General features: G+C 61.1%; 13 protein-coding genes and 4 pseudogenes. 10 read left to right on the forward strand and 7 right to left on the reverse strand.

From position 1 onward, the window contains the following. Positions 1-3: 3 nt before the first annotated feature. Together Mame_RS02400 and Mame_RS02405 are read left to right on the forward strand one after the other, a co-directional pair. Positions 4-783 (forward strand): hydroxypyruvate isomerase family protein, encoded by a 780-nt coding sequence (locus Mame_RS02400; RefSeq protein WP_018067193.1) that lies wholly within the window; start codon positions 4-6, stop codon positions 781-783. A 14-nt stretch (positions 784-797) separates the two neighbouring features. Further along, positions 798-1,223 carry a GlcG/HbpS family heme-binding protein gene (locus tag Mame_RS02405; protein ID WP_018067192.1) on the forward strand — a complete coding sequence of 142 codons (426 nt, stop codon included), beginning with the start codon at positions 798-800 and terminating at the stop codon, positions 1,221-1,223. Between the two features lie 114 nt (positions 1,224-1,337). On the opposite strand, the gene Mame_RS02410 is transcribed toward Mame_RS02405, so the two are convergent. Together Mame_RS02410 and Mame_RS02415 are read right to left on the reverse strand one after the other, a co-directional pair. Next, complete coding sequence (locus Mame_RS02410; RefSeq protein ID WP_018067191.1) at positions 1,338-2,258, reverse strand: response regulator transcription factor; 921 nt, start codon at positions 2,256-2,258, stop codon at positions 1,338-1,340. Beyond that, positions 2,251-5,625, reverse strand: a complete 3,375-nt coding sequence (locus Mame_RS02415; RefSeq protein ID WP_018067190.1) for an ATP-binding protein — start codon at positions 5,623-5,625, stop codon at positions 2,251-2,253. Before Mame_RS02415 ends, Mame_RS02410 begins: the two co-directional genes overlap by 8 nt. A gap of 336 nt (positions 5,626-5,961) precedes the next feature. Between Mame_RS02415 and urtA the strand changes: the two genes are divergently transcribed. From urtA to Mame_RS02450, 7 genes are all read left to right on the forward strand, one after another. After that, positions 5,962-7,224: an urea ABC transporter substrate-binding protein gene (gene urtA / locus Mame_RS02420; RefSeq protein ID WP_018067189.1), complete on the forward strand. Its 1,263-nt coding sequence runs from the start codon at positions 5,962-5,964 to the stop codon at positions 7,222-7,224. Positions 7,225-7,305: 81 nt separating this feature from the next. After that, positions 7,306-8,232 (forward strand): urea ABC transporter permease subunit UrtB, encoded by a 927-nt coding sequence (gene urtB, locus Mame_RS02425; RefSeq protein WP_018067188.1) that lies wholly within the window; start codon positions 7,306-7,308, stop codon positions 8,230-8,232. 11 nt (positions 8,233-8,243) lie between these two features. Next, positions 8,244-9,377: an urea ABC transporter permease subunit UrtC gene (gene urtC / locus Mame_RS02430; protein WP_018067187.1), complete on the forward strand. Its 1,134-nt coding sequence runs from the start codon at positions 8,244-8,246 to the stop codon at positions 9,375-9,377. A gap of 11 nt (positions 9,378-9,388) precedes the next feature. Continuing rightward, positions 9,389-10,144 (forward strand): urea ABC transporter ATP-binding protein UrtD, encoded by a 756-nt coding sequence (urtD, locus tag Mame_RS02435; protein WP_018067186.1) that lies wholly within the window; start codon positions 9,389-9,391, stop codon positions 10,142-10,144. 11 nt (positions 10,145-10,155) lie between these two features. Continuing rightward, positions 10,156-10,845, forward strand: a complete 690-nt coding sequence (urtE, locus tag Mame_RS02440; RefSeq protein WP_018067185.1) for an urea ABC transporter ATP-binding subunit UrtE — start codon at positions 10,156-10,158, stop codon at positions 10,843-10,845. Positions 10,846-10,883: 38 nt separating this feature from the next. Beyond that, positions 10,884-12,113 (forward strand): formamidase, encoded by a 1,230-nt coding sequence (gene fmdA / locus Mame_RS02445; RefSeq protein ID WP_018067184.1) that lies wholly within the window; start codon positions 10,884-10,886, stop codon positions 12,111-12,113. 326 nt (positions 12,114-12,439) lie between these two features. Next, positions 12,440-12,775: an FmdB family zinc ribbon protein gene (locus Mame_RS02450; protein ID WP_018067183.1), complete on the forward strand. Its 336-nt coding sequence runs from the start codon at positions 12,440-12,442 to the stop codon at positions 12,773-12,775. A 64-nt stretch (positions 12,776-12,839) separates the two neighbouring features. Here the strand turns inward: Mame_RS02450 and Mame_RS27650 are convergent. From Mame_RS27650 to Mame_RS27660, 5 genes and pseudogenes are all read right to left on the reverse strand, one after another. Beyond that, positions 12,840-12,923, reverse strand: a pseudogene (locus Mame_RS27650) (hypothetical protein); the annotation flags it as partial. Positions 12,924-13,129: 206 nt separating this feature from the next. Beyond that, a pseudogene (locus tag Mame_RS27655) lies at positions 13,130-13,423 on the reverse strand (transposase domain-containing protein); the annotation flags it as partial. Then, positions 13,414-13,762: pseudogene (locus Mame_RS27765) on the reverse strand (transposase domain-containing protein); the annotation flags it as partial. The pseudogenes Mame_RS27655 and Mame_RS27765, both read right to left, overlap by 10 nt. 128 nt (positions 13,763-13,890) lie before the next feature. Next, positions 13,891-14,235: pseudogene (gene tnpB, locus Mame_RS27220) on the reverse strand (IS66 family insertion sequence element accessory protein TnpB). A gap of 160 nt (positions 14,236-14,395) precedes the next feature. Next, a complete protein-coding gene (locus tag Mame_RS27660) occupies positions 14,396-14,611 on the reverse strand; it encodes a transposase (RefSeq protein WP_079920673.1) in 216 nt (71 codons plus the stop codon). A 73-nt stretch (positions 14,612-14,684) separates the two neighbouring features. Between Mame_RS27660 and Mame_RS02480 the strand changes: the two genes are divergently transcribed. After that, positions 14,685-15,179, forward strand: a complete 495-nt coding sequence (locus Mame_RS02480) for a hypothetical protein (protein ID WP_018066307.1) — start codon at positions 14,685-14,687, stop codon at positions 15,177-15,179. Position 15,180 lies beyond the last annotated feature (1 nt).

Below are 15,180 nucleotides of genomic sequence, written 5' to 3' on the forward strand. Positions count from 1 at the left end.
GCCATGGCCAGATTTTCCGCCAATCTCGGCTTTCTCTGGCCAGACCGCCCGCTGCTGGACCGCATCGATGCCGCCGCCGCCGCGGGTTTTCGCGCGATCGAACTGCATTGGCCCTATGATTTCCCGCCGCAGTACGTGCGCGCGCGTTGCGAGGCGCTCGGCCTCACACTGCTGGGCATCAACACGTCGCCCGGCGATACCGGCAAGGGCGAGTTCGGACGGGCGGCGCTCGCCGGTTGCCGGCAGGCCTTCGAAGCCGATTTCGAACAGGCGCTCGACTGGGCGAGACTTGCCGGTGCATCCGCGATCCATGTCATGGCCGGCGTCGTCGAGCCGGCGCGGAAGGACGAGGCGCAAGCGGTGTTGGTCGAGAACCTCAAGCAGGCCGCCGCCCGCGCACCGGACATGACGCTGCTGCTGGAGGGCATCAACCAGAGAGACAAGCCGGGCTATTTCTATTCCACGATCGCGAAGAAGGCTGACATCATCCGGCAAATCGGCGCCTCCAATGTGAAGATCATGTTCGATGCCTATCATGTCGGCATCGCGGAGGGCGACATCTTCGCGCGGCTGAAAACCCATCTGCCGCTCATCGCGCATGTTCAGATCGCGGCGGTCCCGAGCCGGGCCGAACCCGATGAGGGCGAGATTCACTATGGCAATCTCATCGGCGAGCTCGATCGCCTCGGCTACCACGGCTGGATCGGTTGCGAATACAAACCGCGCGCCGGAACGGACGAGGGCCTTCACTGGGTGCAAGACCTCGGAGCCCGGCTTTATTGATTGGAGGAAAACAAATGCTCGCCACGAAAACCGCACTCACGCTCGAGGCCGCCAGGACCATAGCCGCAGCCTGCGACAAGGAAGCCCGCAGCCGGGGCCTGAAGCTGGTGATCGCGATCGTCGATGATGGCGGTCATCTCGTGCTGTTGCATCGAGACGACAACGCCCAGGTCGGCAGCGTCGAGATCGCAACGCTGAAGGCGCGTACCGCCGTGCTCTTCAGGCGCGACACGCTCGATTTCCAGAAGGTCGTCGAGGGCGAAGGTCGTTTTGCATTGCTCTGCATACCCAACGGGGTGCCGCTTGACGGCGGCGTGCTGCTGCGCTCCGGTTCCGAGATCATCGGCGCTATCGGCGTTTCGGGCGCAAGCGACGAGGAGGACGGCGACATCGGCCGCATCGGCGCGGCCGCTCTGGCAACGGCATGCGCCATCGATTGATCTTGTCTTTCGCTGATGCTCTGGAGCGCGTTTCGGTCTGATTGGATCAGATCTGCGCTCTATGCATTTGTTTGAGATCTTGTCGATCTTCGCTTCGCTCCGGTCGGATTAACTCTAGCTATCGCGCCACAGCACCCTGACAGCCATGGTCGCCGCTGATGTTCGCTTGTCGACCATGAGCTTGTTGAAGATCTGCTCCAGATGCTTGTTGACGGTGCGCGGCGACATGACGAGGATGTCGGCGATCTCCTTGTTGGTCTTGCCGTGGGCGATCCAGAGCAGCACCTCTGCTTCCCTGAGCGTCACGCCGAAGGCCTTGGCGAGTTGCTCCTCGTCAGTGCCGCGCTGGCGGTCGACCAGCCGCAGCAGGACCTCCTCGTTGTCGTCGTCGGAGAGCAGGCGGAACTCCATGTCGTGGCCGTTGCGGGAAAAGCGCGTGCTCTCGTTGCCGGCGGCATTCTGCCCCTCGGTTTCCGACAACCACGCGACGATCTCCCAGGGCAGGTATGCATTCTGGTCGGCGCGGATGCCGGCGCGCTGCATCAGCTCCGCGGCCTGAGGCGTGGACCAGAAGATCTTGCCGTTGCGGTCGCAGGCAACAATCCAGCGCCCGGTGGAATCGAGCGCCTTGCGGGCGGAGCGGGCGCGCCTGGCATTGCCAAGATGCACCCGCATGCGGGCAAACAGCTGGTCGAGCATGATCGGCTTGCTGATAAAATCGACCCCGCCCGCCGTCAGCGCTCTCACCACATGTTCACTCTCGTTGAAGCCGGTCATGAAAATCACCGGCGTATCCTCAAAACCCTGCTCCGCCTTCAGGATCTGGCAGGTCTCGAAACCGTCCAGCCCCGGCATGATCGCGTCCATCAGCACGATATCGGGGGCGGTGCTGTTGGCCAGCGAGATTGCCTGCCGGCCGCTGTTGCAGGTCAGGACATCCATCCCCTCAAGCTTCAGAGCATCCGAGAGCATGAACAGGGCGTCGGCGGAATCATCGACCACCAGAACCCGGCTTGTTTCCGTTTTCTCAGGCATGGTTCACCTCATCAAGGACAGACAAAAAATCGTGCAACCTGTGATCATCGAGCAGTTGGCGCATATGGCCGCAGAAGGTTGCCGTGGCAGGCGTGGAAATCTCGATCTCGCTCAGCATCGCCTCGATCGAGCGGATGAACCCCATCCGGGCGAGTGTGTGGAGCTGCTTGAGCTTGCTCGCCTCCGGCAGTTCCTCGGACGAAAACGCCGTTCGCACCTCGAGCAGGTCCGCCCTGTGGTCATCATCCGTCCAGGTCAGCGGGATCAGCGTGGAGAAGTGCTCGAACAGTTCCTCGAAGCTGAACGGCTTGACCAGATAGGCGTCGCACAGGCCGGAATATTCCGGGCGCGTGCGCTCGTTGCCGGCATCGGCGGAGACCATCAGGATCGGCAGGTCACGGTCGAAACGCTTGCGCACCTGGCGCGCCACCTCCCAGCCCGTCATGGTCGGCATGGCGACATCGAGGATAACGAGGTCGGGTGCATAAAGCGCCAGCGCCGAAAGGCAGGCCGGTCCGTCGGAGACCGTGATCACGCTGAAGCCGAGTGGCCGCAGCACGTCTTCCAGCAGCGCGCGCTGGGCCGGGTCGTCGTCAGCGACCAGAATGGTGCGCCGCGGCCCCTCATAACCGCTGATCGCGGAGATTGACGAGGAGTTCTCGACCGGCTCCTTGGCCGACGACAACATCAGCCGGATCGCCACATAGGTGCCCTTGCCGACGGTCGAGCGCACCACCAGCTCCCCGCCCATGATGTCGACGAGAAGCTTGGTGATCGTGAGCCCGAGACCCGTGCCCGGCGGGCGCGAGGAATTGGCTGGCTGCTCGGCGCGCTCGAACGGCAGAAACACGCGCTCGATATCGCTATCGGAGATGCCGATCCCGGTATCCTCGATCTCGAAGGTCGCCACCTGGCCGCGATAGGACAGCGTCAGGCGCACCTCGCCGTGATCGGTGAATTTGATGGCGTTCGACAGGAGGTTGATCAGCACCTGCCTCAGCCGTTTGTCGTCGGTGAAGACGTAATCCGGCACGTTTGAGGTAGCGTGGAATTCAAAGCCGATGCCCTTGGCCTGCGCCTGCAGCGAGAACATGTCGACGATCTGGTCGAGGAAGGGACGGAGTGCGATCTTGTGGCGGAATATCTCGAGCCTTCCGGCCTCGATCTTCGAAATGTCGAGCAGGCCCTCGATCATGTCGGCCAGATGCTCGCCGCTCCTCTTGATGGTGCGCGCCGCATTGTGGATGTAGACCGGCAGGCCTTTCTGCCGCTCCAGCAATTGCGCATAGCCGAGGATTGCCGAAAGCGGCGTGCGCAGTTCGTGGCTAAGGCCGACGACATATTTGCTCTTTGCCTGATTGGCGGATTCGGCCTGTTCCTTGGCCTTCTGCAGCAATTTTCCGGTCTCGTCATGGGCGATGATTTCGTCCATCAGCATGCGCGTGTGCTTGCGGGATTCGTCCTCGGCGAAATTGCGGCTCTCCTGCGCCAGCACGAACAGCCAGACGATGATGCCGGAGATGATGAACAGGATGACGAACAGCTTCCACATCACTGCCGCGATATGCTGGGCGGGCAGTGCCGGATCGAAGGTCGACTGGAAATAGATCAGCCAGAACACGGTTCCAATCAGCGCCGTGACGATGGTCTGGACCGCGATGTAGCGCGCCAGCCGGCTTTCGACGAAGGCGGCAAGGCTCTGCGGCAGGAAGGCGGTCGCGAACGAACGGACCTGATCCTTCAGCCGCGCATTGGTCTTGCAGGCATCGCCGCAGCGGGCATCGAGCGTGCAGCACAGCGAGCAGATCGGCCCGGAATAGACAGGGCAGCGCGCCATGTCCTCGCTGTCGAAATGGTGCTCGCACAGGCAGCACTGGATCATCGCGCCGCTTTGCCAGTCGGATGGCGGCTTGCGGGCAATGTAGTAGCGGCTGCCTGTGGCAAGCGCGATCGCGGGCGAGAGCACGAAGGCGGAGATCAGCGCGACGTAGATGTAGACATGGGCAAGCGTTTCGCCGAAGAAACCGAAATAGGCCGCGAGCCCGGCAAGGACGGCCATGCACATCGATCCGAAACCGACCGGGTTGATGTCGTAGAGATGGGCGCGTTTGAATTCGATGCCCTGGGGCGAAAGCCCGAGCGGCTTGTTGATCACCAGATCGGCGACGATCGCGGCCATCCAGGCGACCGCGACGATCGAATAAAGGCCGAGCGTCTGTTCCAGCGCCTTGTAGACGCCGAACTCCATCAGCAGCAGGCCGAGCATGACGTTGAACACCAGCCACACCACGCGGCCGGGATGGCTATGGGTCAGCCGCGAGAAGAAATTCGACCAGGCGATCGAGCCGGCATAGGAATTGGTGACGTTGATCTTCATCTGGCAGATCACCACGAAGATGCCGGCAAGGCCGAGCGCCAGTTCCGGCGAGCCCAGCATTTCGCGGAACACGCTCAGATACATCTGCGTCGGGTCGGAGGCCTCGTGGAACAACACGCCCTGCTGGAAGGCGAAGAAGGCCAGGAACGAGCCGCCGAGGATCTTGAGCCCGCCGATCACGATCCAGCCGGGCCCGGCCGCGAAAAGCGCTGCCCACCAGCGCAGAGGATTGTCCTTCGTACGGCGCGGAAGGAAGCGCAGGAAGTCGACCTGCTCGCCGATCTGCGCCACCAGCGAGAACAGCACCGCGGAGGCCGCGCCGAAATGGACGATGTCCGGGCTGCCATCCGAATTGCCCCACAGCCCCGAATAGCCGGTCCATTGGCGAACCGCAGAGTGACTTTGGGTGGCGATGAAGATGAAGGGCGCCAATTGCAGCACCACCCAGAAGGGCTGGGTCCACGCCTGGAACCGGCTGATGAAGGTGACGCCATGGGTGACGAGGGGAATGATCACCAGCGCGCTGAGGATATAGCCGATCGATAACGGCAGGCCGGTGCAGAGCTGCAACGCGGTCGCGACGATAGCAGCCTCGATGGCGAAGAAGATGAAGGTAAAGGTCGCGTAGATCAGCGAGGTGACGGTCGAGCCGATATAGCCGAAACCCGCACCGCGCGTCAGAAGGTCGATATCGACGCCGTATTTGGCGGCATTATAGGCAATCGGCACGCCCATCAGGAAGATGATCACGCAGCTCACCACGATCGCGGTCACGGCATTGGCAAAACCGTAGTTCAGCGTGATCGCGCCGCCGATTGCCTCCAGCGCCAGAAACGAGATCGCACCGATCGCCGTATTGGCGATCCGCCAGCTCGAAAACCGCCTGACCTTGTAGGCGGTGAAGCGGAGCGCATAGTCTTCCAGCGTCTGGTTGGCGACCCACTTGTTATAGGTCCGGCGATTGCGCGGTATGCGCTCGGCGGTGGTCAAGCTCCGGTATCCCCCGTCATCAGATCCCCTTCATCGGCACGGCCCCACGTCGTCCAGGACGCAATTTCCGTTCCATCTGCGCGCTCTGCGATTGACCAAAAAAATTCGCGGTATCCGATCGGCGGTCCGGTCATTTGCCCCATTCCCAATATCGCCGCCGTTTCAGGCCGATAATCGCATCGCTCGCTTATCTGCCCTGACGCTACGGGCAAAACGCTCCAGGGCCAATACGTCAAACGCTCCATTGTTGCGCCGCATCATTCCTGACGACACTCGCGACAGTTGGCGATGAGCCAGCGCGAGTTCCGAAACCTAGAGACACGAAGAGGCTCTGCCATGAGGGATGAACTTCACAAACATACGCTATCGATAGCGCGACGGGCCCTGCTCGCCGGGCTAGCGGCGCTGCCGTTGATCGCCACTTCGGCGTTCCCGATCGCGGCGCAGGAATACCCCACCGCCGAGGTCAACACGACCGGGCTTGCCGTCACCGACGATACCGTAACGGTCGGCATCCTCCACTCCGTCACCGGCACGATGGCGATCAGCGAGACCGGCTCCGTTCAGGCGGAGAAGCTTGCCATCGAACAGATCAACGCCATGGGCGGCGTTCTGGGCCGCCAGATCGAATACATCCAGGAAGACGGCGCTTCGGACTGGCCGACCTTTGCGGAAAAGGCCAAGAAGCTTCTGGTGCAGGACAAGGTCGCCGCCGTGTTCGGCTGCTGGACCTCGGCCTCCCGCAAGGCCGTGCTGCCGGTGTTCGAGCAATATAACGGCATGCTCTACTACCCGACCTTCTACGAGGGTCTCGAAGAAAGCCCGAACGTGATCTACACCGGTCAGGAAGCGACCCAGCAGATCATCGCCGGCATCGACTGGGTCACGAAGGAAAAGGGCGCCAAGAGCTTCTACCTGCTCGGCTCCGACTATATCTGGCCGCGCACCTCCAACAAGATCGCCCGCAAGCATATCGAAAAGCTCGGTCTGGAAGTCGTCGGCGAGGAATATTATCCGCTCGGCCACACCCAGTTCAACTCGGTCATCAACAAGATCAAGCTGAAGAAGCCTGATGTGATCTATGCGATCGTCGTCGGCGGCTCCAACGTTGCCTTCTACAAGCAGCTCAAGGCTGCCGGCATCGACCTCACCGAGGAAGATCCACTGCTGCTCACCATCTCGGTGACCGAAGACGAGATCCTCGGCATTGGCGGCGAGAACATCACCGGCGCCTACGCCACGATGAAGTATTTCCAGAGCCTCGACAACGACAACAACGCCGAATTCGTCTCCGCCTTCAAGGAAATGTGGGGCGACGACATCGTCATCGGCGATGTGACCCAGGCTGCCTATCTCGGACCCTGGCTGTGGAAGGCCGCGGTTGAAAAGGCCGGCTCCTTCGACATCGACAAGATCAAGGAAGCCTCGCCCGGCATCGAGCTGACCTCCGCGCCGGAAGGCTATGTGAAGATCCATGACAATCATCACCTGTGGTCCAAGACCCGCGTCGGCCACGCCCTGGCGGACGGTCAGTATGAAGTGGTCTACGAGACCGAAGAGCTGATGGAACCGAACCCGTTCCCCGAAGGCTACCAATAAGCCTTGCCTGCGCTGCCCGGAAAATCGGGCAGCGCCCTTCCACCGACCTAAAGACCCAAGCTTCCAACCCGTGAGGCCACGATGATTGGCGACTATACGATTGGCGAATTTTCTTCCATCCTGGCCATGCAGGGATTTGCGGGCCTCAGCCTGTTCTCCGTTTTCGTGCTCATGGCGCTGGGCCTTGCCATCATCTTCGGCCAGATGGGCGTCATCAACATGGCCCATGGCGAGTTCATGATCCTCGGCGCCTATGTCACCTACATGTGCTCGCATGTGGTGACGGCATATGCGCCGGCGCTGTTTCCGATCTACTTCTTCATCGCAATGATCCTTGCCTTCATGGCCACCTTTGCGCTCGGCGTTCTGGTGGAATGGGCAATGATCCGCCATCTCTACCGACGGCCGCTCGATACGCTGCTCGCCACCTGGGGCCTGTCGCTGATCCTGCAGCAGATCTACCGCTCCGTTTTCGGCGCGCGCGAAGTCGGCGTCACGCTTCCCGACTGGATGATGGGTTCGCTGGCGCTCACCGGCATCATCGAGATTCCGATCAACGGTCTGTTCGTCATGGTGCTGACCTTCATCGTCGCCTTCGTCGTCTATTTCATCATGTTCCGCTCGTCCTGGGGCAAGCAGGTGCGCGCCGTTCTGCAGAACCGCGTCATGGCCGGCGCCGTCGGCATCAACACCAAGCGCGCCGACCGCATGACCTTCGGTCTCGGCTGCGGCATTGCCGGCATTGCGGGCGCGGCCTTCACCATGATCGGCTCGACCGGCCCGACCGCCGGACAGCTCTATATCGTCGATACCTTCCTCGTGGTCGTGTTCGGCGGCGCGGGCAGCCTGATCGGCACCATCGCTTCCGCCTTCACCATCAGCCAGGCCCAGTCGACGCTCGAATTCTTCCTGTCGGGATCGATGGCCAAGGTCCTCACCCTGCTCACCGTGGTCTGCATCCTGATGATCCGTCCGCAGGGCCTGTTCACCCTCAAGATCCGCCGCTGAGGAGTAAAGTCATGAAAGCCTTTGACGTGTTGTTTTCCAAGCGCGAGTGGGTGGCCTTCTTCATCCTCGCCGCCCTCATCCTCGTGGTGTTGCCAAGCCTGCTCGATGTGTTCCGCCTGAACCTGATCGGTAAGTATCTCACCTATGCCTTCGTCGCGCTCGGCCTTGTGCTGTGCTGGGGCATGGGCGGCATTCTGAGCCTCGGCCAGGGCATCTTCTTCGGCCTTGGCGGCTACTGCATGGCGATGTTCCTGAAGCTCGAGGCCTCGACGCCGGAGGCAACCGCCATCCAGTCCACGCCCGGCATTCCGGATTTCATGGACTGGAACCAGATAACGCAATTGCCGTTCTGGTGGCAGCCCTTCCACTCGCTCGCCTTCACCCTGGTCGCGATCATCGCCGTGCCGATGATCTTCGCCTTCATCATCGGCGCCGCCATGTTCAAGCGGCGCGTCGGCGGGGTCTATTTCGCGATCATAACGCAGGCGATCGCGGCGATCCTGACGATCCTGATCATCGGCCAGCAGGGCTATACCGGCGGCGTCAACGGCATCACCGACCTTCGCACCCTGCTTGGCTGGGATATCCGCACCGACGATGCCAAGGTGGTGCTCTATTTCGTCAATGCCTTTCTTCTTCTCGCCTGCCTGATCCTGGCCCAAGGCGTGCGAATCTCGAAATTCGGCCGGCTGCTGGTCGCCATGCGCGACCGGGAGGACCGGGTGCGGTTCTCCGGCTATTCGGTCGCCAATTTCAAGATCTTCATTTTCTGCCTGTCCGCCGGTCTCGCGGCGATCGGGGGGGCGATGTTCACGCTTCAGGTCGGCTTCATGTCGCCCTCCTTTGTCGGCATCGTGCCCTCGATCGAAATGGTGATCTTCTGCGCGGTCGGCGGTCGTCTGTCGCTGTTCGGCGCGATCTACGGCGCGCTGATCGTCAACTATGCCAAGACCACGTTTTCCGAGAGCTTCCCCGAACTCTGGCTGTTTGCCATGGGCGGTCTGTTCATCGGCGTCGTCATGGCCTTCCCCAACGGTCTCGCCGGTCTCTTCCATGACCATGTGGAGCCCGCGCTCGGCCGCACCTTCGGAAGGTTCCGCTCCTCCCGTTCCGACGACACACCCGCCACCGAACCGGCCCAGTGAGGACGACGATCATGAACGCCCCTACAGCCCAGAAAGACTTTCTCCTGAGCGTCGAACGCCTCACCGTCTCCTTCGACGGATTCAAGGCGGTCAACGACCTCTCCTTCTATGTCGATGAAAGCGAAATCCGCGTGATCATCGGCCCCAACGGCGCCGGCAAGACCACCGTGCTCGACCTGATCTGCGGCCGCACCAGGGCGACCGAAGGCAGCATCAACTTCGACGGCCATGAACTGACCGGCATGGCCGAGCACCGGATCGTCCACGCCGGCGTCGGTCGCAAGTTCCAGAACCCGTCGATCTACGAGGACCTGACGGTGTTCGAGAATCTGGAGCTTTCCTTCCCGCGCGGCCGCAACGTGTTCGGCGCGCTGTTCTTCCGTCGCGACGCTGAAGTGGTCGACCGAGTGGAGGATGTTGCCGAGATGATCTTCCTCAAGGATCACCTCGACACCGAGGCCGCGATCCTCAGCCACGGCCAGAAACAGTGGCTGGAGATCGGCATGCTGCTGATCCAGAGCCCGAAGCTCCTGATGCTCGACGAACCCGTCGCCGGCATGAGCGTCGCCGAGCGCATCAAGACCGCCGAGCTTTTGAACACCATCATCCGGAACCAGTCGGTGATCGTGATCGAGCACGACATGAAGTTCGTCGAGGACATCGCCCACCGGGTGACGGTGATGCACCAGGGCAAGGTACTGTCGGAAGGCTCGATGGCGCATGTGAAGAACGACCCCAAGGTCATCGAAGTCTATCTCGGCCATTAGGAGACAAAGTCATGCTCGCAATCGAGAACCTGCATGTCGGCTACGGCCAGAGCGAAGTCATCCACGGCATGAATTTCGCGCTCCGGCCCGGCGAGATCGTGGCCATCATGGGCCGCAACGGCATGGGCAAGACCACGCTGATGAAATCGCTGATGGGGGTTGTGCCCTCGTCTTCGGGCGTCATCCGCATCGGCGAGACGCCGGTGGAGAAGATGGAAAGCTATCAGCGCGTCGCCGCCGGCCTTGCCTACGTTCCGCAGGGGCGGATGATCTTCTCGTCGATGACGGTGAAGGAAAACATCGAGACCGGGCTGACCGTGACCGACGAACGCACCGTGCCAGACCATATCTACGAGCTGTTTCCGGTGCTGCTCGAAATGAAGGGCCGCCGCGGCGGCAACCTTTCCGGCGGCCAGCAGCAGCAGCTCGCCATCGCCCGCGCGCTCGCCTCCAAGCCGAAGGTGCTGCTGCTCGACGAGCCGACCGAGGGCATTCAGCCATCCATCATCAAGGAAATGGCCCGCACGCTCTGCCGCATCCGCGACGAGATGGGCCTTTCCATTCTCGTTTCCGAACAGGTGCTGAGCTTCGCCCTCGACATGGCCGACCGCGTGCTCGTCATCGAGAAGGGCGAGATCGTCCACGAAAGCCCGCGCGCGGGCATCGATGAAGCCCGCGTTGCCGGCTTCCTTTCCGTCTGACCCCAACCACTGCCCAAAACATCGAAGGAGTAGCGAACATGACCGATACGCTGATCAAGGTCGATCTCAGCCAATCGCCCCACACCAACGAACAGATCCACAACCGCTGGCATCCCGATATCCCGATGGCGTGCTGGGTCGAACCCGGCGACGACTTCAAGGTCGAAACCTATGACTGGACCGGCGGCCAGATCAAGAACGACGACGATGCCGCCGACGTGCGCGATGTCGAACTGGAACAGGTCCACTATCTCTCCGGCCCGATCGGCGTGAAGGGCGCCGAGCCCGGCGATCTTCTGGTGGTCGATATTCTCGATATCGGCACCAAGGAAGACATGCTCTGGGGCTTCAACGGTTTCTTCTCCAAGCAGAACGGCGGCGGTTTCCTGACCGAGCATTTCCCCGAGGCGCAGAAATCGATCTGGGATTTCGAGGGCATGTTCACCAGGTCGCGCCACGTGCCGGGCGTGCGCTATGCCGGCCTTATCCATCCCGGCCTGATCGGCTGCCTTCCCGACCGGCCGATGCTGGACATGTGGAACTCCCGCGAAAAGGCGCTGAAGGATACCGACCCGAACCGGGTGCCCGCGCTTTGCGAACTGCCCAACACCAAGTCCGCGCATATGGGCAAGCTCAAGGGCGAGGAACGTGACAAGGCGGCAGCCGAAGGTGCCCGCACCGTGCCGCCGCGCGAACATGGCGGCAATTGCGACATCAAGGATCTGTCGCGCGGATCGAAGATCTATTTTCCGGTCTATGTCGATGGCGCCGGCCTTTCCATGGGCGACCTGCACTTCAGCCAGGGCGATGGCGAAATCACCTTCTGCGGCGCCATCGAAATGGCCGGCTGGCTGCATATCAAGGTCAACCTGATCAAGGGCGGCATGGCGAAATACGGCATCAAGAACCCGATCTTCAAGCCATCGCCGATCGTGCCGAAATATGACGACTACCTGATCTTCGAGGGCATCTCCGTCGATGAAAGCGGCAAGCAGCATTATCTCGACGTCAATGTCGCCTATCGCCAGGCCTGCCTCAACGCGATCGAATACATGACCAAGTTCGGCTTCACCCGCGCCCAGGCCTATGCGATTCTGGGAACCGCGCCGGTGCAGGGGCATATCTCCGGCGTGGTCGATATTCCGAACTCATGCGCCACGCTCTGGCTGCCGCTCGATATCTTCGAATTCGACATGTCGCCGGGCTCCGACGGACCGAAGAAGTTCCTCGACAGCTCGATCGACGTGCCGCTCGCGCCGGATCTGTGATGAGGAGGACGGGGGCGGCCGTCATGGCTGCCCCCGGTTGTTTTGTCCGCCTGTCATTCTCACGGAAGACCCTGACGGCTGAATATAGGCGTCGAAGCTTGCACCCAATACTCTCTCCCGCTTGCGGGAGAGATGCCCCGAAAGGGGCAGTGAGGGTGAAGCAGCATATCGAATTGCGAGGGCGTTGGTAGGGATGGACTCCTCCCTCACTGTCGCTTTCGAGACATCTCTCCTCTCCAGGGCGAGAAGATTTGGAGGCTGTGCAGCAAGACTTTCGTCTTCATTGGATTGCCCCATGACCTAAACAGAAGCGCAAGGACCAGAAAATGCCGAACTACGATTACAACTGCCCCGATTGCGGCTCCTTCACCGAAACCCGGCCAATGGCGCTTTCGGGCGAGCCGTGCGATTGCCCGCAATGCGGAACGGCATCGCCGCGCGCCTTCTTCACCACCCCGTTCTTCGCGATGATGGATGGCGCAACACGCTCGGCGCTTGCCACCAATGAACGCTCGGCCAACGCGCCCAAGACCTCGAAATCGCTCGGGCACGGTCCTGGGTGCGGGTGTTGCTCCGGCGGCGGCAAAAATCCAAAAACCGTCTATCGCGCCGACGGCTCCAAGACGTTCCCCTCAGCCAGACCATGGATGATCGGACACTAACGCATCGGCCCGAAACCCCGACTCTTCCATTGTTGTGCTCAGGAAGCACCACGCTGAAATCATAGTCGCGCACATAGGAGGAGAAACTATTGCCGACGAGGCCTTCTATTCGCTGCGCGGTGCAGGCCGCTTCGCCTGCTCCAACCACATCAGCAAAGGCACCTGCTCCAATAGCCGCACCATCCGGCAGGATGAACTGGAGAGCCGTGTGCTCTCTGGTATCAGGGACCGCATGATGGCGCCCGAGATCACGGCAATGCGCGCCTATGCGGAAGAGACAAACCGTCTAAACCGCGAGCGGCGCTCCAATACGGATATTTGGAAAGTGGAGCGCAAGCGGCAAGCCGAGGCCGTTCAGGCGTGGTAGTTCCACGGCACACGCGCGTCGATTTCACTGCTTGGCCAACCGTTGGCGATGCGCTCGAGGGTCTGGGTAAGCCAGGCATTCGGATCAACATTGTTCATTTTTGCCGTCTGCAGCAGCGTAGCGATCGTTGCCCAGCTCTTTCCGCCGCCGTCGCTGCCGGCAAACAGCGCGTTCTTTCGCGTTATGACCTGGGGCCGGATTGCCCGTTCAACGATGTTCGAGTCGAGCTCGATGCGGCCATCGCTCAGGAAGTGCTCAAAGATGGCGCGGCGCGCGGCCGCGGCGGACGCTTGCCACCGGCACGCTCGTGGCCCTTGTTGAGCCCGGCCTTGATCGCAGCAATGCCGGTCTCGATTTCCTCGAAGACGAAAGCCTGCTGCTCGTTGTCAGTGACGGGGGAGCCCAGCTTTTTTCCGATCGCCGGCCGAAGCGGGCACGATCGAACGCTTTCAGGATCTGCATCAGCCGCCCAATGCGCTCATCGGCATCGGCGTTTTGCGCCTTGAGATTGGCAACCTCGGCTTCCAGAGCGTCGGCGCGCGCCGCCTTTTCTGCCATGGAAAGCGCAACGCTTTCAGCGATTCAATGTTATCAGGAAGCTGGAAGGCGGGCGGTGTCATGGGGCTACCAAAGCACAGTTTTCGCCGGTTTCCTGCCTTTTCAGCCCGGTGTTTCACTTCGCAGCAGGGCCTTTTGTTTCGGCGCAATCCCGGACGATGAACCGGTGTCCACTTCACCTGGAATTGCTCTAGCCAACGATCTCCGGCGGCTTGACAGGCCGAGATCGAACCCGCTTCCAGTCCATGCCATCAATGAGCGCCGGAAGCTGGGCGTGGTTGAGATGAATCCGGTTATGGCCCATGCGGGGCCAGCAGAACTGCTCTTTCTCAAGCCGCTTGGCGTAAAGGCAAACGCCGGACCCGTCCCATCAGACGATCTTGATCCTGTCCGCGCGTTTGGCCCGGAAGACATACAGCGCGCCGTTGAACGGATCGCTGCCGGCATCCCGCACCAGAGACAGCAAACCGTCCGGTCCCTTGCGGAAGTCGACGGGATGGCTGGCAAGGAAGACCTTCGCACTCGCGGGGATCATGCCGAACGCACCGCACGGATAACCCGACGCAAGTGCGCTTCGCTGACATCTGCCCGAGCACGTATGATTACCTCGCCGATGACAACTTCGATCAATGTGCCGCTGGCTTCTGTCACTACAGCTTCACGACGTGTCGGTTCCTTCAGACCCGCCCGGGCATTCAGGACTGCACGACGCCAGTCAAAGAGTTAGGATGGATGTCCAGTCGACGCGAGATTGCCGAAACATTTGCTCCTGGCTCGAGCGCCTCCGCCACCGCTCGGGCCTTAAAATCATCAGAGCAGCGTCGGCGTAGCTGCCGAGGCACACCCTCGAAGCGGCCAGCGACAGCTTCAATCATATGGAAAGTTCTAGTTTCAGGACCAGGCGCAGACATAGAAGCTCACTGCAGTTCAATATGTCCGACACTGTTATCCCAACGCTAAACCACTCGGCCAGATGGGACCCGCTTGTCGCTTACAGTGGAAATCGCGAAAGTCGAGAAACATATCGCCCAGATTGTCGAAGCCATTGCCGACGGAATGTATCACCCTTCGATGAAGGAGAAGATGACCGGCCTGGAAACCCGGAAGTCCGAATTGACTTCACTCTTGGCGGATGCGCCGGAGGACAAACCAGACCTGTTGCCGACGGCAGCGGCGATCTATGCGAAGAAGGTCGCAAAGCTCACACAAGCCCTGAACCGCCCTGCCGAGCGCCAGGAAGCGGCTGAGGCTTTGCGGATGCTGATCGAGAAGATCGTGCTCACTCCCGGTCCAGGACTTGGGGAGATCAATGCCACGCTTTACGGCGAACTGGGTCAGATTCTGGCGTGGACGGAACGGCAAGCCATTGGGAAGGCTGCAAAAACAAACACTCCCGGAGGAACTTCCTCGGGAGTGTTGGTATCGCCGGGGGCAGGAATTGGACACTGTCTTATAGCCGATGTTGAACCGAGAAAATAAG

Source organism: Martelella mediterranea DSM 17316, from assembly GCF_002043005.1.
GTDB classification, from domain to species: domain Bacteria; phylum Pseudomonadota; class Alphaproteobacteria; order Rhizobiales; family Rhizobiaceae; genus Martelella; species Martelella mediterranea.